Below are 25253 nucleotides of genomic sequence, written 5' to 3'. Positions count from 1 at the left end.
ATCGGGTCGGGCCGGCCCGCATCAGGGAACTCCCGAGTCGCACGACCGGTCTGCGGGCGCAAGGGTTACGGCCCACTTACAGGCGTCGTACGGCCGTGTCCGGCTCGCGTTCCGCGACGATGATCCAGGCATGGACAATCCCCTCATCCTTGATCCGAGCGGACGCCGGCGCCTCGCCGAGGAGGACGTGCTGCACCGTTCGGCGGGCCCGGTCGTCGTCGACGTCCTCGGCGAGAAGGCCTGGGCGATCGGGCATCACGACCTGCTCGTCCAGTTGCTCAGCGACAGCCGGGTGTCGAAGGACCCGCGGCAGCACTGGCCGCGGTTCATCAACGGTGACATCGTCGGCAAGTGGCCGCTGTACCTGCAGGTCTCGGTCGACAACATGTTCACCGCGTACGGCAAGGACCATCGCCGCCTGCGCCGCCTGGTCAGTCCGGCCTTCTCGGGACGTCGTACGGCGCAACTCCTGCCGGCGATCGAGGCGAACACCGACGCGCTGCTCGATGCGCTCGTAGCGCGGACGCCGGGGCCTGTGGACCTGCGCCAGTCGTTCGCGGCCCAGCTGCCGGTCGCGGTCATCAGCGATCTGTTGGGTATCCCAACGACTATGCGTACCGGGTTCCGGGAGAGCATCGACCGGATCTGGGACACCACGAACACCGCCGACGAAGCCGTACAGGCCACGAAGGACGCCTATGCGATGCTGCACGACTTCGTGGCGCTGAAGCGCTCCGAGCCGGCCGACGACCTGACCAGTGCGCTGATCGCGGCCCGCGACGACGAGGGCGACGGCTCCGCACTCACCGAGACCGAGCTGGTCGACACGCTGCTGCTCGTGATCGCGGCCGGGTACGAGACCACCATCAACCTGCTCGACTCCGCGGTCACCGCCCTGCTCGCGAACCCCGGCCAGCGCGAACTCGTCCGGACCGGCGGCGTCGAGTGGTCGGCCGTCGTCGAGGAGACCCTGCGGTTCGCCTCACCGGTGAGCCAGATGCCGATGCGGTACGCGGTCGAGGACATCCCGCTCCCGACCGGGGAGACGATCCGCAAGGGCGATGCCATTCTGGCGTCGTACGGCGCCGCGAGCCGGGATCCCGAGCTGCACGGCGAGACCGCGAAGATCTTCGACGTGACCCGGGCCGACAAGCGGAACGTTGCCTTCGGCCACGGTGTGCACTACTGCCTGGGCGCTCCGCTGGCGCGTGCCGAAGCGGCCATCGCCCTCCCCCGGCTCTTCGAACGCTTCCCCGGCCTGTCCCTCGCCGTCGGAGTCGACGAACTCGAACCACTCCCCAGCATCCTGGGCAACGGCCACAGCACACTCCCGGTTCACCTAGGCACCGCGTCGGCCTGATCTCCGGTGACGTCGGCGAGGGCGAGGTGCAGCTCGTTCCGGGACGTCACGGAGAGCTTGATGTAGACCTTGTGCAGGTGGTACTCGACGGTTCTCGGGCTGATCGACAGCGTGGTCGCGATCTCCGGATTGGATCGGCCGTCGCGCGCCAGCGACGCGATCCTGGCCTCCTGCGGCGTCAGCCGGTAGGCATGCTCCGGACCGCGTGGGCGGGCGCGCTCGCCGGTCGCGAGCAGCTCCCGCTCGGCTCGCTGCGCAAAGGCGCCGGCGTCCATCGCCCGGAACGACGCCTGGGCGGCGCGCAGCGGTTCGCGGGCGTCGCAGCGTCGGCCTTGCCTGCGCAACCATTCGCCGTACAGCAACTGCGCACGGGCGAGTTGGGTCTTGACGCGGCAGCGGCCGAGTTGAGCGATCGCCTCCACGTACAGGTCCTCAGCCGCTGCACCGTCGCGCACAAGCGCAAGGCATTGCGCTTCGACGCCCATCGCCCATTCCGTTCGGCACAGGCGGGTGCGGTCCGACAACCGCTCGGCGGCTTCCATCGCGAGGCGCTGGTCGCCGGAGCGCACAGCAGCCTCCACGAGTTCGGCAAGCGACCAGCCTTGTAGTTCGAGCGTGTCGCCCTCCAGCGCGGGGCGCGTCGAGGCGACGGCTTCCTGGTACGAGCCAAGTCCGTTGTTGAGGACCGCTGCGGCATAACGTTCCACCGCTGCGGCCACACCTTCGCGCGGAGCCGTTGCCTCCGACGAGTGTCCGCGCCAGGCTTCGAGCAACGATCGCGCGTACGAGAACGGCGGAGTACCCGCGTTGTCGGCGAGCGACTTTGCCTCGTCCACCAGCGCCTGTGCTTCGGTGAGCCAGCCGCTCTGGATCTCCACGAGAGCGCGCTGAGTGAGTGCGTACGGCAACAATGTCTGAGCGCCGGCACTCCGCGCATGCACGAGCTCCGCGCTCGTCAGGCGGTGCCAGCCGGCGTCGTCCCACAGGTCCGGCGCGACCAGACAAGCCAGCAGCCGCGATCGGGCGCCGTCCCAGTCGTCGCAGTCGAGCGTCTTGACGGCGAGCTTGAGCGGTTCGACCGCTGCGGCATACCCGGCCGTGCACCTTTCCGCCACCGCGGCCAGCAACCGGTCGTCACCGGCCTCGTGAACAGCCGGCGAGGTCACGATTGCGCGTGTGAGATCCGCGCAGCCCGTGAAGACCGCCGCACCCAGTGCTTCGAGGTACGCCGAGGTGGCCGGCGCATTGCCTGCGGCATCGATCCGTTCGGCGGCCGTCAGCAGTTGTCCGACGGCAGGTCGCCGGCGACTCGCGTCGAAGGCCATCCGCGCCCGGACGCGCTCCGCCCGGGCCTGAGCGAGGTCTCCCGGTGAACCGAGCTCAATGATGGCGAGCAGGCGTACCGCGTCATCGACCGCTCCGGCAGCGTGGTACGTCTCGGCCGCCAGGACTGCCCGTTCGACACGAAGCGAAGGGTCCGCGGTGCAGATGGCAGCCTGCTCCAGGAACGCCGCCGCAGCGGGCAGACCGCCCCGTGCCCGACTCCGGTCGATCGCGGCCATCAACTCGTCCGCAACCGCGTCATCCGGTGCGATCTGGCTGTGAGCCAGGTGCCACACCCGCCGATCCGGCTCGGTGACCGGATCGGTCGCGGCCGCCAGTGCGGCATGGGCTCGACGGCGTTCTTCCACGCAGGTGTGCCAGTAGACTGTTCCACGCAGCCCCGGATCGCGAAAGGACACCCAGGCGCCGAACGACACCAGGTTCGCCGCCTCCAGTTGCTGGGCCGCACGCGCCCGGATGCCGAGGCCGGCCGCCGCGCGCCACAGTCGGACCGGGTCGCCCAACGGCTCGGCGGACGCAAGCGTCAGCAGGGAACGGCTCTCCGGCGTGAGCCCGTCGAGCATTTCAAGGCCGATCGAGGAGGGTGGACGGTAGCCCCCGGCGAGTTCTACCGGCGACACCCCGAGCACCGACTCCCGCAGTACGCGCGGGTTGCCCCTGGACTCCACGACCAGCCGCTCGAGGACAGCCTCGTCGAGCGCGATCGGCAGCACGGACCGCACCAACTGGTACGCGTCGGCATGGTTCAAGCCTTCGAGTACGAGCTCGGGCAGCTCGGCGAACAAGTTACCGCGGTCCGCGAACAGCACAGCGATCGGGACCGGCCCGACCCGACGCGCCACGAAACCGAGCACATACGCGGACTCGTCGTCAAGCCATTGCGCGTCGTCCACGACACACAGCACGGGCCGCTTGTGTGCCGCACGGACAAGCAACTCCAGCACCGCGACGCAGACCAGGAAGCGATCGGGTGCCGGCCCGCCGCGCAGGCCCACCACGATCTCCAGGGCCTCCCGCTGGTGTCCGTCGAGCTCGCCGAGTTCCACGGGCAAGGCCGAGCACAGCAGGTGCAATGCGGCGTACGGGAGATCGGTCTCGGCCGCGGTCCCGCGGACCCGCACGACGCGGTGCTCGGTCGCGGCTGTCGCGACATCCTCCAGCAAAGCGGTCTTCCCGAGCCCGGCCGCGGCCCGTACGACGAGCACCGCGCTGTGCCCGTCCAACGTTGCTGCAAGCAACTGCCGGATCCGCGCCCGGGCCGGCTCTCGCCCGACCAGGTCCGGGTCCTTACCTCGCGCAATCGTTCCGTCGACCGACATGGCGCGGACCTCACATCGCCGTCGGCCGAACGTGCCGGGCCAGGAAGTCGCCGATCAGCTCACTGACCTGGTCGAGTGCGCTCTCGAGCAGGAAGTGCCCGCCGTCGAGCAGTTTGATCTCCGCGTCCGGAAGGTCCTTCGCGAACGCCTTGGCGCCCTCCGGACCGAAGATCGGGTCACCGCTGCCCCACACGGCGAGGAGCGGCGGCCGGTGCTTGCGGAAGTACTCGTGAAGCTGCGGATACATCGCTGGGTTGCTGGCGTAATCCAGGAACAGCTTGAGCTGGATCCTGTCGTTGCCGGGTCGCGACAGCTTCTCGAAGTCGTGGTGCCAGGTGTCCGGGCTGACGAGCGTCTCGTCCGGAACACCCGTCACGTACTGCCAGCGGGTCACGTCCAGCGTCAGGGCTTCGCGGATCGCTGCCTCGGTGGCTGCGGTCTGATCTGCCTGGTAGGCCCAGACCGTCTTCCAGAACCCCTCGACGAACCCCTCGTCGTACCCGTTCCCGTTCTGGCTGATGATCGCGGTGATCGCTTCCGGCCGGGACAACGCCAGCCGCCAGCCGATCGGTGCGCCGTAGTCGTGCACATACATCGCGTACGAGGTGATGCCGACCGACTGCACCAGCTCGGCGGTCAACGCCGCGAGCGCGTCGAACGTGTAGTCGAACTCCTCTGTCGACGGCGCATCCGACAACCCGAACCCGAGCAGGTCCGGCGCGATGACGCGGTAGCGGTCCGCGAGCGCCGGGATCAGCCCGCGGAACATGAAGGAGCTGGTCGGGAACCCGTGCAGCAGCAGGAGCACCGGAGCCTCCGGCGCGCCGGCCTCCCGGTAGAACAGCCGCCGGCCGTCGACCTCGGCGTACCGGTAGTGAATCTCGGTCATCTCGGACCCTCTCCCCTGCATCGGTTGCTGGTGGTGCGGAGTCATCCTCGCGACCACGTCCGCGGGCCACATCGTCAAGCCTGACAAGGTCCGCGCACCCCCGTTCTGACGATGTGGAACCGGTGCCGCAGGCGCGATGGTGCTGATTACCAGGGCGCCGCGACGGCCGCCCACAGGCGCGAAGCGGAAGGAAACATTCATGAGCGTGAACTGGCTCGACCGGATGGAGACCGGAGAGGTCTTCGCCGGACAGAAGCTGATCGTGGTCGGCGGCAGCAGCGGGATGGGGCGCCAGACCGCACTCGACGTCGCGGCCGCCGGCGGGACCGCGGTCGTCATCGGCCAGACCGCCTCGAAGGTCGAGGCGACCGTGAAGGAGCTGGGCGGCGAAGGCCGCGCGTTCGGCATCACCGCCGATCTGTCGGACCCGGCGGCGGTCGAGGACACCCGGCAGCGGCTGGCGGGTGAGCATGCGGACGCGACCCTGCTGGTGAACGCCGCCGGCCTGTTCCTGCCGAAGCCGTTCCTCGAGTACGGCCCCGAGGACTACGACGCGTACCAGGACCTGAACCGCGCGATCTTCTTCCTGACCCAGACGGTCGCACAGGGGATGGCGGACAGCGGCCGCGGCGGGTCGATCGTCAACATCGGGAGCATGTGGGCCCACCAGGCGATCGGGCTGACCCCGTCGTCGGGCTACTCGGTGGCCAAGGGCGGGATCCACGCCCTGACCCACAACCTGGCGCTCGAGCTCGCACCGCACAAGATCCGCGTCAACGCGGTCGCGCCGGCCGTGGTGGCGACGCCGATCTACGAGAAGTTCGTACCGGCCGACCAGCTCGAGATGACCCTGCACAGCTTCGACCCGATGCACCCGATCGGCCGCGCAGGCACCCCACGCGACGTCGCGAACACCATCACCTTCCTCCTCTCCCCCGCAACCGACTGGGTCACCGGCGCGATCTGGAACGTAGACGGCGGAGTGATGGCCGGCCGCAACTGACCGCGCCGCAACGGGGGTCAGCCTGGTTGTGCGGGCGTTCCGCGCTCGGTGGCGATCCGGGCAAGCTCGACGCGGGACCGGATGCCGAGCTTGCCGAACACGTGCCGTAGGTGCGAGTTGACCGTGTACGGCGAGAGGAAGAGCTGCTCGGCAACCTCACGGTTCGTCGCGCCCCGCGCGACCAGGCCGACGACGGCGAACTCGGACTCGGTCAGTTCGGGCCACTGCGGTGCAGAACGGGGGCCGCGGACGGCGGGACGTACACCGCGGATGCGGAGCAGGCTGCGCACCCGCGATACGTCCCGCTGAGCGCCCGCATCCGCGTACAGCGAGAGCGCCGACTCGAGCAGCGGCACCGCTTCCGGCGTCCTGGCGTCCGGCAGCAACCGTCCGGCGTCCTCGAGGACTGCGCCGAGCACGAGTGGGCGCGGATCACCGTTGCTGCGGGCCACAGCCCGCAGCGCGACCTCTGCGTCGGCGTCGAGCACCGCGCGCGCCTGCAGGGCAGCGCTGTCGAGGAACGGGAAGTCCGGGTGCGCGGCCGCGAAGCGCTCGAGGTTGACCACGACCGATTCAGCGTCCGTACGTCGGTCCGCGGCGAGCAGAATGCGCGTCAGGACCGCAGCATCGGCGTACGTCCGGGGGCTGCTCGTGCTCAATGCTCCGCGGGCCAGCGGGTCGAGCAACTCCACGTCGATCCCGCTGAGCTGCCCGAAGTCACCGTCGGCGTCGGCCACCAGCGCCATCAGCCACGCGCCGAGCCACTGTGCCGATGGGCATCCTCGCGCTTGCAGGAGCTGGGTCGCGGACCGGCGGGCCTGGTGAAGTCCGGCTGGATCTCCGGTGTGCAGGGCGACCCTGCCGAGGATGTACAGGCAGAGCTGATTGATGTTGCCGTAGCTGCCGTCGACGGTGATCTCGTCGGCCATCTCGATCGCGGCCTCCGCGTCCGAGCGGGCGTCGTCGAGCCGGCCGGCGGCGTACATCGCCCGGCAGCGGATCATCGACCAGTTCCGCAGGTGCGACGCCACGCCCTCGCGCTGCGCGTCCCGCAGCCCGGCGTCGATCAGCGCGAACGTCTCGTCGAGCCGGGCCAGCCGGATGAACATGATCGCGATCCAGTTGTCGAGCCGCCAGATCTTCACCGCCACCGCGACCTGCACATCGCGCTGCCGCGCGGCCGCCAGGTCGAGGAGCTCGAGCGACTCCCGCCAGGCCCCGCTCGTGAGCAGCAGCGCCGAACGCGGGAACAACGTGATCACTTCGTCGGCCGGATCGTCGCTGGTCCGGGCGAGGTCGGTGGCGACTGCGGTCGACTCCTCGGCACCCGCAACGTCGCCGAGCAGGTCGAGCGCCAGCGCCAGGTTGATCTGCAGATGGATCCGCAGTGTGACGGGCAGCCCGGGCAGGTCGAGAGCGCGGCGGCACTGATCGACGCTGTCGGCCAGTGCGTACTGGGTCAGCAGGATGGCAACCTGCAGCCTCGCCTCGGCCTGCGTTCCGGGGTCGGCGAGATCCCGAGCGCCGACGGTGATCAGGCTCGTTGCCTCAGCGGCCTTGCCGGCGAAGACCAGATAGGTCAGCGTCTCCGCGGTCAGCCGACCGCGTTCGGCGGCACCGGGCGGCGTCAGCTCCAGGGCGCGCCGGCTGAGGGCTCCGGCGATCGCCGACGACACGCGGCCGGTCTCGGTCGCTGCCCTACGCAGGATCGCGATCGCTTCGGTGTCACCCGGTCCGGCAATGTCCATCACGAGCTCTGCGACCTCCGACGGCGGTGCGCCGTGCCGCAACATCACGTCGACGGCTTGTCGTCGCAGGCTCTGCCGTGCCGTCGCGGGCAGTGCCGCCTCGACTGCCTCGCGGACGAGGTCGTGACGGAACGCGATCCGGTCGCCGTCCTCGGTGACCAGGCCGAGGGCCAATGCTTCGCGCAGTGCCCCGAAGACAGCTGCAGGCGACCGGCCGGTCAGGGTCGAGAGCTCACCGGCCGAGAACCGCCGACCCAGGACCGATGCCATCTCCAGCGCGCCTCGCGTGCTCTCGGGCAATCCGGCAAGTTGCTCGCTGATCGAGTCGACGAACCGCAGCGGTATCCGGGCCCCGGTCCGCCGCGCCAAGCCGGCCGTGACCTCGACCAGTTGCTCGTCCCGCAGACCACGCAGCAGCTCGACCAGCAGGAACGGATGGCCCTCGACTCTTCCGAGAACCTGCTGCAGCGGGGCGTCCGGCGACCCGCCGAGCAGATCGGTCGCCACCTGGTTCACCGCTGCATTGCTCAATGCACCAAGGGTGATCCGCAGACCACCTGCGGCCTCGAGCCGGGACAACATCGTGCCCGCCGGGCCGATCCGGTCCGCGGATCGCGCAGACAGCACCCAGAGGACCTGGTGGCCGGCGAGTTGCCGGGTGAGGGTGCCGAGCGCGGCCAGCGTTGCTTCGTCGGCCCACTGCACGTCATCGATCGAGATCAGGACAGGACAGTCCAGTGCGAACCGCTCGAGCGCCTCCTGCAGTTCACGGACGAGCCAGAATCGCTGGTCGGGAGACTGGGAGAGGTCGCGCAGTACGGCCGGGTCCACGGGCGCATCCGGACCGTGCGCCAACGCCTGGAAGAGCGGGCCGAACGGGATCGCGTGGCCTGCGATGTCACAGACGCCTCGGAACACCCGGACTTTCGCGTCAAGGGCGCTCCGCTCGAGCTGGTCGAGCAGTACGGTCTTGCCCGTACCGGCCAGTCCCGTCACGAGGACGGTGCCGCCGACTCCGCCGTGGACGGCGTCGAGTCGCTCCTGCAGCGCCGCGATCTCGGCGTCCCGGCCGTGCAGGCGCACTGCCTGCGGCCCAGCGCTGGCGCCGGCGTTCACTTCAGCGTCCCTCGTTCCTTGCTCGCTGACGGGTCAAGGGGCAATCTTGGCATCAGCAGCCCCGGTTCCCCCAGTTGACGACGGACCGTAGCGCTCGCGTGACGGACGATGTCGCCGACCGGCCAAGATGACTCGTTCGGGTGATGCGTCGAAGGGGCGGCGCCCGCGAGGCTGGCGGCATGCCAGGGATCAGCCGAACGATGCAGGCGCCCGCATCGAGCAGCGTGCACGGTCGGTCGACCGAGCAGGAGCTTGTGTGCGAGTTGCTCGAGCTGGCACGCCGGGGGCCCGGTGGGGTGGTCCTCGTGGACGGCGAGCCGGGGATCGGCAAGTCCGCCGTGCTCAGGCAGTCCGTCGAGGTCGCCGCCGGCCAGGGGTTCGCGGTTCTGACCCGAGGTGCTGAAGTCGGGGCGCGGATCGCGACGGCGCCGGTGCTGGTCTGCATCGACGATCTGCACCTGGCGGGTGCGGCCACGTTGGCCTCACTCCGAACGCTGCCGGGTGACCTCGCCGGGCGGCACGTCGCGTGGCTGCTGGCCCGGTCGACCGCAGTGCTCCACGGAGCGGACCAACTGTTCGACCTGTTGGAGAAGGCCGGCGGGGTCAGGATCACCCTGGATCCATTGCCGCCGGATGCGGTGCGCGCGATCATCGCGGACCGGTTCGGCGTACCACCGAACGACGCGCTGGCGGAGCTTGCCGCCGGCGCAGCCGGGAACCCGGCACTCGTCACCGAACTGCTCGACGGGCTGTCCGACGAGCAGGGTGTCGAGGTGGTCGACGGACACGCGAGCCTCAGTTTGTCGGCACTCCCCCAGCGCGTGCAGCGCCTCGCCAGGAGACGGCTTGCCGACCTCACCAAGCAGGCGCGGCAGGTGCTGATGACGGCGGCGGTGATCGGTCCGATATTCCGGCTCGAAGACGTCTGCACGATGGTCGGCACGACTCCGGCCGCGCTGTTGCCGGTGCTGGAGGAGACGCTCGACGCCGCGGTCACCACCGCACTGGACGACGCGTTCGCGTTTCGCCAGCCGCTGCTGCGCCGCGCGATCTGCGACCTGGTGCCACGGCCGGCCCGCGCGGCGCTCCGTCACCAGTACGAGGCACTCCTGGAAGCCCCCGCGCCGTCCGTCCCCAGCCCGGTCCAATCTCTTCCGGTCCAATCTCTTCCGGTCCAAGCTCTTCCGGTCCAAGTTCTTCCGGCTGAGGACCTCGGCGTTCTGTACGTCGAACGCGGCGAGCCCGACCAGGCGATCCTGCACTTCGAAGAAGCGCTGCAGGGCTACCGCGAAGCCGGTGCGGATCGCGACGAGGCCCGCGTCCGCAGTCGCCTGCGGGCGCTCGGAGTCCGGAGCCGCCATTGGCAGACCGTCCAGGCCAAGCCGATCACCGGATGGGACAGCCTGACCGGTACCGAGCAGACGGTCGCCGGCCTGGTCGCGCAGGGCCTGAACAACAAGCAGGCCGCCGCCCGCCTGTACATCAGCCAGCACACCGTGGCCCACCACCTCCGCCGAGCCTTCTGCAAGCTCGGCATTACGTCCCGCGTCGAGCTCACCCGCATCGTCATCGAACAGTCCGCCTGAACGCGGGCTCTCACCCCTTGCGGAGATCAGGAGCCGGTGCACCGAGCAGCTCGATGCGTGCCCGATCCCAAGCGGTCCGTACTGCAGCCTGGACTGCCCTCGACGTGCTGCCGAGGATCCGTACGGCTGCACCGCGACCGCCCGGCAGCTCGGTCACGCCCGCCAAGATCTCCGGTACGTCCGCGAGCGTGGCCCGAAGCAACGCGACCACCTCGGACGACGGCGTAGCGGAGCAGATCACCTGCAGAGTCGCCACCACGTCATAGCCGCCGAGTACGCCTGCCGAAGTCGGATCGTCGATCTCACCGGGCCTGAGCCGCAGCGTGTCGACGTACCACAAGGACCCGTCGGGATCACGGACTTCGGTGTCGGACAAGTACAGGTCGTACATATGGAACTCGTCGCGCGCCATCCGGCCCGGCAGGAGGATCTCGCCGAAGATCACCGTCGCGTCAGGCGCCACGGTGAGGCACGTTCGCTGGTACAGCCGCGAACCCTGGAACGGGATCACCGGGTCAGGCAGGTACTCGAGTACGCCGCCGGCGCCGACGCTGAGGTTCACCAACTGGGTCGCGAAGTTGTGCCGGGCCTTGAAGACCTTTGTTGCGGCCTGCGTCGTGAGATGGACGGCCGCACCCGCCGCGCAGTCGACATCCACCCGGTACCGGTCGCCCTGGACGAAGCCATCGCCCTGCTGCTGCAGGAAAACAAAAGCCATGTCCGGTCGCAGCGGATCCAGATAGATCGGCCGATAGACGTACAGCGGGGAGCGCTGATACTGCCTGACAACCCGGGTTCGGCCGGCGCGCGGAGCCAGCGCCAGGTCCAGTACGCCGAGCTTGCCCGCGGCGCCGACCCCGAGCGCATCGGTCACCTGCGCATCGAACGCGAGCACCTCCTCGGGCACCGCGGCCGGTGTGCACCACGCCCGGTCGTCCCGTCCGCTCATACCGGATCGGCGACCGGCGCAAACCTGGTGATCACCTCGTCGATCCGGCCGGCGATCTCGCCGAGCCCTTCGCCGGTGAAGCAGTTGGTGAACACGAACGGCCGGCCGTCCCGAACGGCGCCGGCGTCCCGATCCATCACCGACAGGTCGGACCGGACCAGCTCGGCCAGGTCGACCTTGTTGATCACCAGGAGATCCGAATGCGTCACGCCGGGACCCCGCTTGCGCGGGATCTTGTCGCCCTGGGCAACATCGATCACGAACACGAAGTAGTCGGCGAGCGTCGCGCTGAACGTCAGCGTCAGGTTGTCACCACCGGACTCGACGAGCACCACATCCGCGTCGGTGAAGCGATCGGTCAGCTCGGCGACCGCGTCCAGGTTCATCGTCGGGTCGTCGCGGACCGCGGTGTGCGGACACGAACCCGTTTCGACGCCGACCACTCGTTCCGGCGCGAGGACACCGGCGAGAGTACGTCGTACGTGCAACGCATCCTCACTGGTGAAGATGTCGTTGGTGACCACCACCGGTCGATGACCCGCCGCGATCAGCAGCGGAACCAGTGCCTCGATCAGCGCGGTCTTGCCCGAACCGACCGGTCCCCCGATCCCGATCCGCGGAATCCCCGGCGCCCGCACCGACGCCGACCGCAGAACCGGCTCGAGCTCATGCCCATGCCCATGCCCGTGTCCATGTCCATGTCCATGTCCATGCCCATGCGTGTGTTGCTCCATGGAGCACCCCTCTCCTCAACTAACTGGCGAACAGCCGAAGCTCGGTCTCCTCGTGCCGCATCGCCATCACGTCCAGCAGCGGTGTGCAGCTGGTGATACCGGAAACGTCCTGGTCAGCCGCGCGTTCGGCCGCCGCGGCGAGATCCGTACGCACCTCGTGCAGGACGGCCTGGGCCGTACCGTGATCCGTCACGGCCAACCGCACCGCGGCCGCGGTCCAACTGGCAGCGAACGCGAACAACTCGCCCGCCACCGCCTCCGGACGCGGTACGCCGAGCGCCGCGCTGAGCACACCCAGCACCACCGCGTGATTGCCCGGAGCGCGCCTGGCCGCAACCTCGCGCGCGTACTGGGCGAGGGCTCCGGCACCGAACGCCGACGTCGCAACCCGGAGCAACGCTCGCCCCGTACGCGTCGAGGTCTCCCGCGCTTCCCGCGACAGCTTCACGGCGGTCAACCGCTCGTCGGCCCGAACAGCCAGCTCGATGTCCAGCGAGTCCGCGCCGACCGTCGCACGATGCGCACAGGCGAGCGCGACCCCGTCCGACGGCGCAACCGACAGCCGCACCTGATCCCGCAACACAGCAACCAGGGCCGCCGGGTCACTCGGCATCGCGAGCCGGCCGGACTGCGCCAAGGTCTCCAGGCCGTACGACAGTGTGTAGCGCCCACTCGGGAACGCCGAGTCGCTCAGCTGCAGTACGGACAGCAAGCCCAGGAGCCGTTCCGGCTGATCGTTCATCAGACGATGTAGTAGAGCTGAGACATCGGGACCTCGTCCGCCGCGGGCACCACGGCCGGCTCCCCGTCGACGGAGACCTGGTACGTCTCCGTGTCGACCACGATCTCCGGCGTCAGATCGTTCCGCACCATCTGCGCCTTGCCGACAGTACGGCAGCCGCGGACCGCCTCGATCGCCCGATCGACACCGAGCCGTTCCATCACCTGCGCCTCGGCCGCCGCCTGCGACACGAACGTCACCGACGTACGCCCGGCGGCCTTCCCGAGCGCCCCGAACATCGGCTGCAGCAACACCGGCTCCGGCGTCGGGATGGAGGCGTTCGCGTCCCCCATCACCGACCAGGCCACCATGCCGCCCTTGATCACGTACTTCGGCTTGACCCCGAACGTGTTCGTCGGCCACAGCACGATGTCGGCGAGCTTTCCCGGCTCCAGCGAGCCGACGACATGCCCGATCCCGTGGGTTCGCGCCGGGTTGATCGTCAGCTTCGCCAGGTACCGCAGGATGCGCTGGTTGTCGTCGCCGTCGTTCTCTCCCGGCAGGCTCCCGGTCACCTTCTTCATCTTGTCCGCGGTCCGCCAGCAGGTCGACACCGTGTCGCCGACGCGACCCATCGCCTGCGAGTCCGACGAGTACATGCTGAGCACGCCCAGGTCGTGCAGTACGTCCTCGGCCGCCTCGGTCTCCGCGCGGATCCGGGACTGCGCGAACGCGACGTCCTCCGGATTGTCGGGGTTCAGGTGGTGGGTCACGATCGTCATGTAGAACAGGTTGTCCGTGGTGTCGGTCGTGTACGGACGGGTCGGATTGGTCGACGACGGCAGGACGTTCGGCAGCGACGCGATCGCCATCATGTCCGGCGCATGCCCGCCGCCCGCGCCCTCGGTGTGGTAGCTGTGGATCGTCCGGCCGTCGATCGCGTCGAGGGTGTCCGCCAGGTACCCGCCCTCGTTGAGCGTGTCGGCATGCAGAGCCACCTGTACGTCGTACTCGTCGGCGACCGTCAGCGCACAGTCCAGCGCAGCAGGCGTTGCACCCCAGTCCTCATGCACCTTGAGACCGCACACGCCTGCCTCGACCTGCTCGCGCAGGCTTTCGGGACGACTGCTGTTGCCCTTGCCCATGAAGCCCACGTTGACGGGCAGGCCGGCGGTGGCCTCGAACATCCTGGCCAGGTTCCACGGTCCGGGTGTGCACGTCGTACCCTTCGACCCGTCGGCGGGACCGGTGCCGCCGCCGAGCATGGTCGTCACCCCGCTGGACAGTGCGTGCGGGACCTGTGCCGGCGTCAGGAAGTGCACGTGCGAGTCGATCGCGCCGGCCGTTGCGACCAGGCCTTCGCCGGAGATCACCTCGGTGCCGGGACCGATCAGCAGGTCCGCGGACACCCCGTCCTGTACGAGCGGGTTCCCGGCCTGGCCGATGCCCACGATCCGCCCGTCCTTGACGCCGATGTCGGCCTTCACGATGCCGATCACCGCATCCATCACGATCACCGAGGTGATCACCAGATCGAGCGCCCCATCCGCGTTGCGCAGCCCCGGCACCTGCGCCATCCCGTCGCGGATCGACTTGCCGCCGCCATAGATCGCTTCCTCGCCGGGCAGGATCAGGCTGCGTTCGACCCGGGCCAGGAGTGCCGTGTCGGCCAGCCGGAAACGGTCGCCGGCGGTCGGGCCGTACAGCGAGGCGTACTGCCTCCTCGAGACCGTGGTCACGACTGCTCCTTCGCTCCGGAGAACCCGCGGTCCCGCGCCCGTTCCAGAGCCCGGGCGCGGGACCGCGGATTGGAGGCGGCACCGTCGAGCAGCCCGCTGAACCCCACCACCCGCCGCGACCCTCCGAACTCGACCAGGTCGACCTCGCGTTCGTCGCCGGGCTCGAACCGGATCGACTGGCCGGACGGCACGTCGAGCCGCATCCCGAGCGCCGCGGCGCGGTCGAAGTCCAGCGCCCGGTTGATCTCGAAGAAGTGGTAGTGCGAGCCGACCTGGATCGGCCGGTCACCGGTGTTGCGGACCGGCAGCCGCTGGGTGCGGCGACCGGCGTTGATCTCGATGGGCTCGTCGGACAGCAGCCACTCGCCTGGAATCATCTCGTCCCCTACGGAATCGGGTTGGCAACAGCCACCAGCTGCGTGCCGGTCCGGAACGTCGCCTCGACCTGAACGATGGTCACCATTTCGGGCACGCCGGGCAGTACGTCGTCCCGGGTCAGCACCTGTCTGCCGAGCTCGGTGACCTCGGCCACCGACCGCCCGTCCCGGGCCGCTTCGAGCAGCGCCTCGGTGATCAGTGCGATCGACTCGGGAAAGTTCAGCTTGAGGCCGCGACCCTTGCGCCGCCGGGCCAGCTCGGCGACCTGGTAGATCACCAGTTTCTCCGTCTCCCGGGGGCTGAGCATCAAGGACGAGACACCCGCCTCGATGCGCGGCCCCCCGGGGCCAGCGTCGCTCATCGCGTCAGAACCCGGCCAGGCCCTGCGGGCTGTTGTACGGGATGTCCGCACTGGTCACCTCGCTGAGCGATCCGTCCGGCTGGACGGCGTACCCGACGAGCTTCGAGGCGTTGGCGTAGATCTGGTAGAGGTAGCTGCCGTCCGGCGTCAGCAGGTTGTCGCTGGGACCACTGCTCACGGTCCCGTTCAGCGCGCGGAACGTCCCGTCGCCGGGCACCTTCGGGCTCGCCGAGTCGTGCACGAGCGAGATCACGTCGCCGTCGATCCGGAAGCTGCTGATGTTGGAGTAGCCGAAGTTCGTCGCGAACACCCACTGGTCGTCCGGCGAGACCGCGAGCCAGCACAGCTCGGACGGCTGGCCGGCGCTGGTGTCGATCTTCACGACCGGCCCGGTCCCGATCTTGCCGTCGGCGGCGAGGGTCGCCAGCCCGACGCCGTCACCTACGGCGTACCCGATGACGAACAAGTGCGGCCGGTGGTGCAGGAACGCGGGGTAGAACGGCGACCCGCCGCCACCGTCCTGGAACATGCCCTCACCGAGTGAGCCGTCCCCCTGCACGGGGAACACGATCAGGCCGTCCGGGTCCGGCGCGTTGGACGCCACGGACTTCTTCGAACCGTCGGGCTGGTCGGCCCACAGGATCGGCGATCCGTCCGGGTTCGCCTTCGCCGGCTCGTCGAACGTCGTGCCGACGACCAGGTACTTCTCGTCCGGCGAGAGTACGACCATCGTGGAGACGCGCAGCGGCTTGGTCGGCGTGTTCACCGTGTAGCCCTCGGGACGCGCGGTCAGCCTGCCGTCGGCGTCGACCTGCATCAGCCGGACGTGATCGGGCCCGAACGAGTGCAGTACGAACAGTGTGTTCGTGGCCGGCAGGTAGGCCAGCGACTTGGCCGTTCCGCTGCGCCCGGTGACCAGGTTGCCGGTCCGCTTGACGTCGATCAGCGTCAGCTTGCCGTCGTCGCTCACACCGAAGCTCGACACCGAGTTGTCGCCGCCGTTGGTCGCGAACAGGAACCGCCGATCGGCCGTCAGAATCACGCTGCCCGCGGCCTCGAACGCGTTCGGCGCGCTCTCCTGGCCGCTGATCGGCTTGTAGACGCCGGATCCGGCACCGCCGGTCGGAATCCGCTCCACTTCACTGATCGTGCCGTCGGCGGACCGCCGGTAGTGGATGACGCAGTTCTTGACCTCGTTCGTCTGGATGTACAGGTGACCGGGTCCCTGCATGTCTCGCTCCATCGTCGTTCTCCGATTCTCCGCCTGGTCGGTCCCACACTTGCGACCTCTCCCAGAGCCTCCGCCGCCCCCGGCGGCGCCGCATCGAGGAATCCCCGGGCCAGTACCCCAGCCGACCGCCACAGCCCGCGACTGGGGTACGGGTCCACGTCACGCGTCGGTGCGCGTGAACCGGGCGGCGCCGAGGGCTCCGACGACCAGGATCCAGACCACGCTGATCAGCGCGCCGGTGGTCGCGGTGAGGACGGCGTCGGTCGGGTTGTAGAGCTGCGCGGCCGCGCGGTCCGGGAGCCAGCGGGCGGCGTCGGTCGCGGCTGCGACGACGGGCGAGATGAGCACGACGAGGCAGAGCATGCTCACCAGTGCGGGGATCAAGTGGTGCAGGAGCAGGCCGGCCGCATGCGCGAGCAGGGCGATCAGGACCAGGTACGTCCCCGCGCCCGCGAGCCCCCGTACGTCGAGGGTGTTGCCGAACGCGTACTGCGTGATCGCCGTCGCGCCGAGACTCAGCACCGCAGCAAGAACGCCCGCGATCAGTGCGGCGATCGTCTTCGCGCCGACCAGGCGCACGCGCCGCGGCACGGCGATGAGCGACGTACGAAGCTGGCGGCCGGCGTACTCGTGGGTGGACGGCAGCACGCCGATCAGCACCAGACCGACCTGGACATAAGGCACGACATCGACCACCTGTCCCGCCTTCACCTGCGCGATCGTGATGAGCACGGCCACAAGCATGGTCCCCGCGAACGACAGCGCAGTGATCGGCAGCGTCCGCAGCTTGTCGAGCTCGGCGCGAACGGCGTTCATCAGGCGTCCCGGTGGACGAACACCAACCCCGCGACCCCGCAGAGCGCCAGCGCCCAGAGCGCCATTGCGATCCCACCAGGTACGGCACCGGGCCCACCATCAACGGTCGGTACGTCGCCGAAGAGCCGGCGCCCCGCGATGTCCGGAAGCCAGAACGCCAGCGCCGTGACCTTGGTCAGCAGGAACGAAACGGACACCACCGAGCTGTTCAGGATCAGCACAATCAGCGGGATGATGCCGTTCCGCAGCAGCACAGTGATCGCGAACGCCATCAGTCCGCTCAACTCCCAGTACAAGATCCCACCCAGGCAGCGCAGGATGGCATCCCCGAGGCCGACCGTCTCCGGCCGGTCGATGAGCACGTGCGCGATCCCCGCGGTGATCGGCATCGTCGCTGCGGCGATCGCGAGGACGAACAGCATCAGCGTGCAGGCCTTCGCGGACAACACCCGAAGCCGTTGTGGGGTCGCGATCAAGGTGGTCAGCACCTGCCGGCCACCGCCCGCATCGGCGTTGTTGGCGGTGTACTCGCTGCTGAACACGACGACGCCGATCACGACCGCACCGACCGTCCCCAGCGGCATGATGGCGAACGCCGTGTCGAACGGTGACGTGAAGGACACCGCGCCGGTCCGGCCTTCGACGAGCGCACGACTTACTGCGAGCGAGTTGAGCACGGTGACCGCGATCGATCCCAGCAGCGCGACCGCGAGGCCGATCCAGACCGCGGGCAGCGTTGCGGCCTTGCGCAGCTCGGCGTACAGCAGTCTCATCGGACCGTCTCCTGTCCGTCGCCGGTCAACGCGAAGAACGCCTGCTCCAAGTCGTCGTACCCAGCTGTCACCTCCGTGACGGTGCCGGTCTTCACGATCCGCCCGGCGGCGATCACCACCAGGTCGTCGGCAACATCGGCCACCTCGCTCATCAGGTGACTCGACAGCAGCACCGTTCCGCCCGCGTCCGCGTGGCCACGCAGCAGCCCGCGGATCCAGCGGATGCCTTCCGGATCGAGCCCGTTCACCGGCTCGTCCAGGACGAGCGCCTCCGGCTCGCCGAGCAGCGCGGCCCCGATCCCGAGCCGCTGCCCCATCCCCAGCGAGTACTTCGCCACGCGCACTCTGCCGGCATCCGCCAGGCCGACTGCTCCCAGCACCTCTTCCACCCGGCGCTGCGGGATGCCGTTGCTCCGGGCAACCCATCCGAGATGGTTCCGGGCCCGCCGGGACCGATGCGCGCCGGAGCCCTCGAGCATCGACCCCACGGTGCGTAGTGGGTTCCGCAGAGTTCGGTACGGCCGGCCGTCGATCAGTGCGCTGCCGCCGTCCGCCCGGTCGAGACCGAGCAGGATGCGCAAGGTGGACGATTTGCCGGCGCCGTTCGGACCGAGGAACGCGGTCACCCGGCCGGGTCGTGCCGCGAAGCCGACCTGGTCGAGGACCGTTCTGGACCCGCGGCGTTTGACGAGTTGGTCGATCGAGATCATGTCCACCATCCCAATCGGGCCGCGGCGCCACCGGATCGGCCCGCGGTCCGGACCTCGTCGGCTCCTGGTCTGTCGGACCCAGGTCCGATGTGGGCAAGCCGTTGGCTACCTAGACTGGACAGATGGAATCCGGCGACCGACCCGTGCTGCGCTCACGCGCCTGGCCGGTCGCGTTGGCTCTCCTCGTCGTACTGCTAGGTGTACTGATGACCGCCGGCACGAGCCCACCGATCGCGGCCGCAGCAGCGATCTGCGCGACCCTCGGTTGCGCCGTGACCGTCGTGGCCGTCGCCCTGCTCCGGACGCGACGCCAGCGCCGCCGGTACGAGGACGAGCTGACCTCGTGGGCCGCCGAGCGAGCCACCCAGGCCGAACGGCTGCGGATCGCCCGCGACCTGCACGATCTCGCCTCGCACGGCCTCGGGCTCATCACCGTCCGCGCCGCCGCGGCGCGTGCGCTGACCGGACCCGCCGGGGAGGCCGAGCGCGCCGCCGCGTTGGCCGACATCGAACACGCCGGCCGTGAAGCCACCACCGAGTTGCGCCGCATGCTCGCCGTACTGCGCACTCCCGGTGACGAGACGCCCTTGAGCCCGGTCGGATCGTTGGACGCTCTACCACAGCTCGTCGACGCCGCCCGTACGGCCGGGGTGATCGCGCAACTATCGGTCGGCGAGCTCGGGGCAATCTCCGGCGGTACCCAGGTCACCGTCTGTGCGGTTGTCCGCGAAGCCCTCGCGAACACCGCGAGGCACGCCGGCCCGACCCGCGCGCACATCACCGTCGGCCGGGAGGGCGACCAGATCGTCACCCGGATCACCGACGACGGTCCCGTCGCGGACTGGTCGCCACATCCTGGAGCCGGCGTCGGTCTCGCCCACCTCCGTGAGCGGGTCGCGGCCCTCGGCGGCACCCTCCGATCCGGCTCGGCCGGCACCGGATACGAGCTGTGCGTCCGCATCCCCGAGGCGCTACGCCGGTGAGTGCCAGCGTCTTGGTGGTCGACGACCAGCCGCTGATCCGGCACAGTCTCCGGCTCATCATCGACGGCGTGCCCGATCTCTCAGTGGTCGGCGAGGCCGGGACCGGCGCGGAAGCGGTCGCCCAAGCGATCGAGCTGCAGCCGGACGTGGTGCTGATGGACATCCGCATGCCCGGCGGCGACGGCATCGAGGCGACCAGGCGGATCGTCGCCGAGCCCGCGCTGGCCGGCACCCGCGTACTCGTGCTGAGCATGTTCGAGCTGGACGAGTACGTACATGCCGCCCTCCGGGCCGGCGCCAGCGGCTTCCTGCTGAAAGATGCCGAGCCCGCCCGCCTCGTCGACGCCGTCCGCCGGACGTACGCCGGCGAGTCGCTCTTCGCACCGAGCATCCTGACCCGGCTGGTCGAGCACTACCTCGGCCGATCGATGCCCAGGGCAACCGAAGTTCCGGCGGTGCTGACCGACCGGGAGGCGGAGGTGCTGACTCTCGTCGGCCGCGGCCTGTCGAACCAGGAGATCACCGAGACCCTCGTCATCTCGATGGGCACGGTCAAGACGCACATCGGCAACCTCCTCGCCAAGCTGCACGCCCGCGACCGCGCACAACTGGTGATCGCGGCCTACGAGCAGGGCCTCGTCGCCCCCTAGGACTCGCGTTCGGCCTTGCCGGGTGACTGGCGGGGCGGGAAAATCACTGAACGGTCGCCCTCCACGCCCGCGTGACACCGTCCAGCACCGGTAAGGAGAGACGTGAGATTCCCCTCGTCGAAACCAAGAGGCCATCGGCCTCGTGCTGTCCCCGCTCTGACCATCGGTGCGCTGCTGGCCACCGCGCTCGTCCCACTCGCAGTGGGACAGGCCGCCGCCGGCACGCCCACGACCACCGCCGATGCTCCGGACAGCGTCAACCTCGCGCTGCTCCCTGGTGCGGTCGCATCGGCCAAGTCCCAGCGCACGACCGCTCCCGCGGCGACGTACGCACCCGCCAACGCCATCGACGTCTTCGTCCACAACGGCTGGACCTCGAACTACGCGTCGGTCGGCGGCGGCTACGACCCGACGCAGGACTGGTTCCAGGTCAAGCTGGCCACGCCTGCTCCGGTCTACGAAGTGTTCAGCCGCTGGACGTCGCCGGCCAAGCCGACCGAGTACGACCTGCAGGTCTCCACGGACAGTGACTGCCAGACGTGGTCCACGGTGTCCCATGTGGTGAATCCGGACGACAAGGATTCGCATGTGATCGACCGCAAGGACCCGATCTCGTGCGTCCGCATGCAGGGCCTAGCCACGACCTCCACTGTTGGGTACACCATCAACGAATTCGAGCTCTGGTCCGGCCCGAAGCCGGCGCCGACCGTCGGGCAGATCATCCCCGTGCCGGTGAAACAGAGCCCTGGGACAGGTCAGCCGTGGGAGCTCACGGACACGTCCCGCATCGTCGTCTCCGGCAGCAACCTCACCGCGACCGCCGAGCTCCTCGCCGGCTATCTGCGGCCGGCCACGGGGTACGTCCTCCCGGTCGTGACGGGTTCGGCCACCGCCTCGGACATCTCGTTGAGCCTTGGACCCGTTGCGGGCCTACCGCAGGACAAGTCCGCGGAAGGCTACTCACTCAGCGTGTCGAGCGCCGGGGCGAAGATCGTCGCCCCGCAGGCCCACGGCCTGTTCAACGGCTTCGCGAGCCTGCGCCAGCTGTTGCCCGCGGCAATCAATTCGCCGACGGCCGGTGCGGGTCCGTGGACGGCGCAACCGCTGACCGTCCTGGACTATCCGCGGTACGAGCATCGAGGTCTCCAGCTCGACCCGGCCCGGAACTTCCTGACCGTGGCCGAGATCCGCTCGATGATCGACCAGCTGGCGGCCTTGAAGGGTGACCGGCTGCACCTGCACCTCAGCGACTCCCAGTCCTGGCGCCTGGAGATCAAGGGCTACCCGGCCCTCGACGGCACCGGCTGCAACGGATCGGCCTGTCTGTCCGGCTTCTACACGCAGGAGGACTTCAAGTGCCTGGTCAAGTACGCCGCCGATCGCTTCATCGAGATCGTCCCCGAGCTGGAAGGCCCGGCACACGCCACGGCAGCGGTCCGCTCCCTGGGCGGCGTCGCGGTGATGGGCTGCCAGGGCCAGACCCAGACCGACCGGTTCTGCACGAACCCGAACGACCCGGCCAGCGGCCGCGCGCTCGACTTCTGGCGCGACGCGATCGCCCAGCTCGCCGCGATCTCGCCCGGGCCGATCATCCACATCGGCGGCGACGAGGCGATCGGCATGCCGCACGAGGACTACAAGTGGTGGATCGGCCAGATGGAGCAGATCGTCGACGGCGCAGGCAAGCGTCTGATGGGCTGGAACCCGGCACTCGAGGGCTACGCACCGGGCTCGACGTCGATCAACCACTACTGGTCCGACTACACCGGCGGCGGGCCGCCGTTGATCAAGCCGGAGTGGTTCAACCAGGGCCGTGACGTCATCACCACCCCCGAGTGGAACGCGTACCTCGACTTCGGGTACGACGGTTCGCCCGGCCGCACGCCGCGTACCGAGCTCGACAAGGCCTACACGTGGGATCCGGAGTGGGTGTACGAGAAGTACCGCTCGGTCTGGGCGCAACCGGCGTACGGCGGCCCGAAGGCCGAGGACATCATCGGCATCGAGGCACCGATCTGGGGCGAGCAGATGCGCGGCCTGGCCACCAACGAGTTCATGGTGTTCCCGCGGCTGGCCGGCATCCTGGAGAAGGCCTGGTCCCCCAAGGTCCTCACCCAGGACTACGACTCGTATCGCCAGCGGCTCAGCGTGGCCGGTGCTCGCTGGGCGTTCGCCGGGGTCAACTTCGGCTCGATCTCCCAGGTCAGCTGGACGCCGGAGTCAATGGGCACGACCGTCCGCTTCGGCGTCGACAAGGCAGTGAGCAACGCGCCGCTCGGACGTCTGGCTGCGGGCTCGCTGCCGCCTGGTGAGTTCACTGCGACGATCGACTGGGGCGACCGATCCACGGCGGAGGCCGGCAGCATCGCGGCGCGCGATTACATCGCGAGTCAACGCCAGGGCAGGAGTGTGATGACCGTCAGCGGGAGTCACACCTACCCGGCGGACGGTGTCTACCACGGCGCTGTCACGTACAGCCGTCAAGGCCAGACCTGGGTCGTCCCGTTCGTCGCGACCGGAGTACCGGCCTGTACGACGATGCTCAGCGGGACGCACCAGGGCCCGGTGAGCGTGTCGTCGGGGGTCGCGTGCTTCGACGGCGCGACGGTCTCGGGGCCGGTCAACGTGGCTCCGGGTGCCGGGCTCTACGCCGTCGGGTCGGAGATCCGCGGACCCGTCGCGGCGTCCGGAGCAGGCAACGTTCTCCTGTGCGGGACGACAGTGTCCGGGCCCGTCAACATCAGCGGTGGAACGCGCGTCTGGATCGGGAACCCGCAGGGTGAGTGCGCTCCGTCTACGATCAAGGGGCCGGTGAACGTACAGCACAACACCGGCTCGACGGTTGTCTCCGGCAACCACATCAGCGGGCCGCTGTCCTGTACGGGCAACGTCCCCGCACCCACCAACGCCGGCCGGCCGAACTCGGTCTCCGGCCCGAAGTCAGGCCAGTGCGCCCAACTCTGACCGCGCGCAGCGCCCTCAACACGAGCGGACACCCGCTCGTGTTGAGGGTTCTCCGCTGTTATGCGGGCAGAGGACCCTCAACAGGACGGGATATCCGGCTCTGGCGTCCGATGTGTGGGTACCGACCACTCCGATTCCGAGCCGTGGATGCCGGCTGCGTGTGGTCTGGGGTGGCGGGGCGGACAGTTCGACAGGACATGTCGGTTGGGGTCTGGCCGGTGAGTAGTGCACCTGAGCGTGGAAGTGCGGTGCGCGGACGGTGTCTCGGGGTGCACTACCTGTCGAAATGTCCGTCGGTCCACCCACACATACGACAGGAGTGCCGGATCTCCGCTCGTCCGGCGTGAGACTCCCTCAGGGCGGCAAGGGCTTCACGGTATCTTCAGAGGTACTGGGGCGGCGGAGCCCGGCGGCGTGCGATCTCGAGGAGTTGTTCGAATGAGCCTGCGTGTCCTCTTTCTCGGCGGAACCGGAATCATCAGCTCGGCCTGCTCGTGGCGGGCCGTCGAGGCCGGACTCGATCTCACCGTCGTCAACCGCGGCAAGACGTCGACCCGGGCCCTGCCCCCGGAGGCGCACGTGCTCACCGCCGACGTCGAGGACCCTGCCGCGCTGGCCGAGGTCGCCGCGCAGGACTTCGACGTCGTCGTGGACTGGATCGCGTTCACTCCGGACCAGGTGCGTGCCCGGACCGACGCGTTCCGCGGGCATGCCGGCCAGTACGTGTTCATCAGCTCGGCGTCGGCGTACCAGACCCCGCCGGAGCGGCTGCCCATCACCGAGTCGACGCCGCTGCGGAACCCGCACTGGCAGTACTCGCGGAACAAGATCGCCTGCGAGGACCTGCTGACTGGGCTGTACCGCGACGAGGGCTACCCGGTCACGGTCGTGCGGCCGTCACACACGTACGACCGCACCAGCGTGCCGTTCGACGGCGGCTGGACCATCGTCGAACGGATGCGCCGCGGCGAGCCGGTCGTGATTCACGGTGACGGGACGTCGCTGTGGACGCTGACGCACCACCGCGACTTTGCCCGCGGGTTCGTCCCGCTGCTCGGGCACCCGCGGACCCTCGGCGACGCCTTCCAGATCACGTCCGACGACGTACTGACCTGGGACCAGATCGCGCACGCGCTCGCCGCTGCGGCCGGCGTCTCGGCACAGATCGTGCACGTCCCGTCGGATGCGATCGCCGCGCTCGATCCGAGATGGGGCGCCGGCCTGCTCGGCGACAAGACGCACTCGGCCGTCTTCGACAACAGCAAGCTGCGGAGCGTGGTCCCGGACTACGTCGCGACCATCCCGTTCGAGGCAGGCGCCCGCGAGATCGTCGCCTGGTACGACGAGGATCCCGCCCGCCGGCGCGTCGACAGCACCATCGACGAGGCGATGAACACCCTTATCTCCCGCTACGCGGTCTGATCAGCGGGTGGTACGGAGGGCCTGAGCGAGCTCCTCGAGGGCGGGCAGGGCGGCGACAATCGTTCGCGCGGACTTGTCCGGGAGCTGGTCGAGGCAGGCGCCGAGCGCCTGGGTGCGGAGCAGTTTGACGCGTTCGTGCAACTGGCGGCCGGCGTCGGTAGCCTCGACCCGGACGGCGCGCAGGTCGTCCGGGTTCGAGTCGCGCTGGATCAGCTCGAGCTCGGTTAGCCGGCCGACGACCCGCGAGAGCATCGTCGGATTCAGGCCCTCGCGCTGCGCGAGCTCGGTCAGCCCGAGCGGGCCGCGGAAGGCGATCAGGCCGAGTACGGACGCCTGGGTCGGCGTCAGACCCTCGTCGGTCGCCGTGGCATTGAGCTCCCGCGCGAGCTTGGAGATCACCCCGCGGAGCTTGCTCAACGTGTCGGTGTCGGTCATGTCACCCCTTTATTGCCTGCCA

General features: G+C 69.3%; 20 protein-coding genes and 1 pseudogene. 7 read left to right on the top strand and 14 right to left on the bottom strand.

The window, feature by feature from the left end; genetic code table 11:
* The first annotated feature begins 130 nt into the window (after positions 1-130).
* Positions 131-1360, top strand: coding sequence for a cytochrome P450 (locus ACGFI6_RS32445; protein WP_393125361.1), 1230 nt, complete (start codon positions 131-133; stop codon positions 1358-1360).
* On the opposite strand, the gene ACGFI6_RS32440 is transcribed toward ACGFI6_RS32445, so the two are convergent.
* Both ACGFI6_RS32440 and ACGFI6_RS32435 read right to left on the bottom strand, forming a co-directional pair.
* Positions 1336-4023 carry an AAA family ATPase gene (locus ACGFI6_RS32440; RefSeq protein ID WP_393125359.1) on the bottom strand — a complete coding sequence of 896 codons (2688 nt, stop codon included), beginning with the start codon at positions 4021-4023 and terminating at the stop codon, positions 1336-1338. The two genes, ACGFI6_RS32445 and ACGFI6_RS32440, sit on opposite strands and share 25 nt — an antisense overlap.
* A gap of 10 nt (positions 4024-4033) precedes the next feature.
* Positions 4034-4912, bottom strand: a complete 879-nt coding sequence (locus tag ACGFI6_RS32435) for an alpha/beta fold hydrolase (protein WP_393125357.1) — start codon at positions 4910-4912, stop codon at positions 4034-4036.
* Positions 4913-5111: 199 nt separating this feature from the next.
* Here ACGFI6_RS32435 and ACGFI6_RS32430 point away from each other — a divergent pair, with 199 nt between their 5' ends.
* Positions 5112-5915: an SDR family NAD(P)-dependent oxidoreductase gene (locus ACGFI6_RS32430; RefSeq protein WP_393125355.1), complete on the top strand. Its 804-nt coding sequence runs from the start codon at positions 5112-5114 to the stop codon at positions 5913-5915.
* Positions 5916-5932: 17 nt separating this feature from the next.
* Here ACGFI6_RS32430 and ACGFI6_RS32425 read toward each other — a convergent pair whose 3' ends face one another.
* Positions 5933-8779, bottom strand: a complete 2847-nt coding sequence (locus ACGFI6_RS32425) for an AAA family ATPase (protein WP_393125353.1) — start codon at positions 8777-8779, stop codon at positions 5933-5935.
* 179 nt (positions 8780-8958) lie between these two features.
* On the opposite strand from ACGFI6_RS32425, the gene ACGFI6_RS32420 reads away from it, so the two are divergent.
* The gene (locus ACGFI6_RS32420) at positions 8959-10365 is read left to right on the top strand and encodes a LuxR C-terminal-related transcriptional regulator (protein WP_393125351.1); all 1407 of its coding nucleotides are present in this window, start codon (positions 8959-8961) and stop codon (positions 10363-10365) included.
* A gap of 10 nt (positions 10366-10375) precedes the next feature.
* On the opposite strand, the gene ACGFI6_RS32415 is transcribed toward ACGFI6_RS32420, so the two are convergent.
* The 10 genes and pseudogenes from ACGFI6_RS32415 to ACGFI6_RS32370 all read right to left on the bottom strand — a co-directional run bounded on the left by ACGFI6_RS32415 (position 10376) and on the right by ACGFI6_RS32370 (position 18777).
* On the bottom strand, positions 10376-11314 hold the full coding sequence (locus ACGFI6_RS32415; protein WP_393125349.1) for an urease accessory protein UreD: 939 nt from the start codon (positions 11312-11314) through the stop codon (positions 10376-10378).
* A complete protein-coding gene (ureG, locus tag ACGFI6_RS32410; protein WP_393125347.1) occupies positions 11311-11952 on the bottom strand; it encodes an urease accessory protein UreG in 642 nt (213 codons plus the stop codon). Before ureG ends, ACGFI6_RS32415 begins: the two co-directional genes overlap by 4 nt.
* Before the next feature lie 115 nt (positions 11953-12067).
* Positions 12068-12790 carry an urease accessory protein UreF gene (locus ACGFI6_RS32405; protein WP_393125345.1) on the bottom strand — a complete coding sequence of 241 codons (723 nt, stop codon included), beginning with the start codon at positions 12788-12790 and terminating at the stop codon, positions 12068-12070.
* The gene (gene ureC / locus ACGFI6_RS32400) at positions 12790-14508 is read right to left on the bottom strand and encodes an urease subunit alpha (RefSeq protein ID WP_393125343.1); all 1719 of its coding nucleotides are present in this window, start codon (positions 14506-14508) and stop codon (positions 12790-12792) included. Before ureC ends, ACGFI6_RS32405 begins: the two co-directional genes overlap by 1 nt.
* Before the next feature lie 80 nt (positions 14509-14588).
* A pseudogene (locus tag ACGFI6_RS32395) lies at positions 14589-14885 on the bottom strand (urease subunit beta); the annotation flags it as partial.
* A gap of 8 nt (positions 14886-14893) precedes the next feature.
* Positions 14894-15193, bottom strand: a complete 300-nt coding sequence (locus tag ACGFI6_RS32390) for an urease subunit gamma (protein ID WP_393125513.1) — start codon at positions 15191-15193, stop codon at positions 14894-14896.
* A 58-nt stretch (positions 15194-15251) separates the two neighbouring features.
* Positions 15252-16478 carry a lactonase family protein gene (locus ACGFI6_RS32385; protein ID WP_393125341.1) on the bottom strand — a complete coding sequence of 409 codons (1227 nt, stop codon included), beginning with the start codon at positions 16476-16478 and terminating at the stop codon, positions 15252-15254.
* A gap of 159 nt (positions 16479-16637) precedes the next feature.
* Positions 16638-17294 carry a hypothetical protein gene (locus ACGFI6_RS32380; protein WP_393125339.1) on the bottom strand — a complete coding sequence of 219 codons (657 nt, stop codon included), beginning with the start codon at positions 17292-17294 and terminating at the stop codon, positions 16638-16640.
* Positions 17294-18067, bottom strand: coding sequence for a hypothetical protein (locus ACGFI6_RS32375; protein ID WP_393125337.1), 774 nt, complete (start codon positions 18065-18067; stop codon positions 17294-17296). The genes ACGFI6_RS32380 and ACGFI6_RS32375 overlap by 1 nt, the downstream gene beginning before the upstream one ends.
* Positions 18064-18777 carry an ABC transporter ATP-binding protein gene (locus ACGFI6_RS32370; RefSeq protein ID WP_393125335.1) on the bottom strand — a complete coding sequence of 238 codons (714 nt, stop codon included), beginning with the start codon at positions 18775-18777 and terminating at the stop codon, positions 18064-18066. Before ACGFI6_RS32370 ends, ACGFI6_RS32375 begins: the two co-directional genes overlap by 4 nt.
* Positions 18778-18899: 122 nt before the next feature.
* Here ACGFI6_RS32370 and ACGFI6_RS32365 point away from each other — a divergent pair, with 122 nt between their 5' ends.
* From ACGFI6_RS32365 to ACGFI6_RS32350, 4 genes are all read left to right on the top strand, one after another.
* Positions 18900-19760, top strand: a complete 861-nt coding sequence (locus ACGFI6_RS32365; RefSeq protein ID WP_393125333.1) for a sensor histidine kinase — start codon at positions 18900-18902, stop codon at positions 19758-19760.
* Positions 19757-20410: a response regulator gene (locus tag ACGFI6_RS32360; protein ID WP_393125331.1), complete on the top strand. Its 654-nt coding sequence runs from the start codon at positions 19757-19759 to the stop codon at positions 20408-20410. The genes ACGFI6_RS32365 and ACGFI6_RS32360 overlap by 4 nt, the downstream gene beginning before the upstream one ends.
* Positions 20411-20512: 102 nt before the next feature.
* The gene (locus ACGFI6_RS32355) at positions 20513-23374 is read left to right on the top strand and encodes a beta-N-acetylhexosaminidase (RefSeq protein ID WP_393125329.1); all 2862 of its coding nucleotides are present in this window, start codon (positions 20513-20515) and stop codon (positions 23372-23374) included.
* A 438-nt stretch (positions 23375-23812) separates the two neighbouring features.
* Entirely contained in the window at positions 23813-24796 is a 984-nt protein-coding gene (locus ACGFI6_RS32350) for an NAD-dependent epimerase/dehydratase family protein (RefSeq protein ID WP_393125327.1), read from the top strand.
* On the opposite strand, the gene ACGFI6_RS32345 is transcribed toward ACGFI6_RS32350, so the two are convergent.
* Entirely contained in the window at positions 24797-25231 is a 435-nt protein-coding gene (locus ACGFI6_RS32345; RefSeq protein ID WP_393125325.1) for a MarR family winged helix-turn-helix transcriptional regulator, read from the bottom strand.
* Positions 25232-25253: the final 22 nt, after the last annotated feature.

Origin of the sequence: Kribbella sp. NPDC048928, assembly GCF_043197975.1 — a bacterium.
GTDB lineage: Bacteria > Actinomycetota > Actinomycetes > Propionibacteriales > Kribbellaceae > Kribbella.
This window is presented reverse-complemented; position numbering and strand designations above follow the sequence as displayed.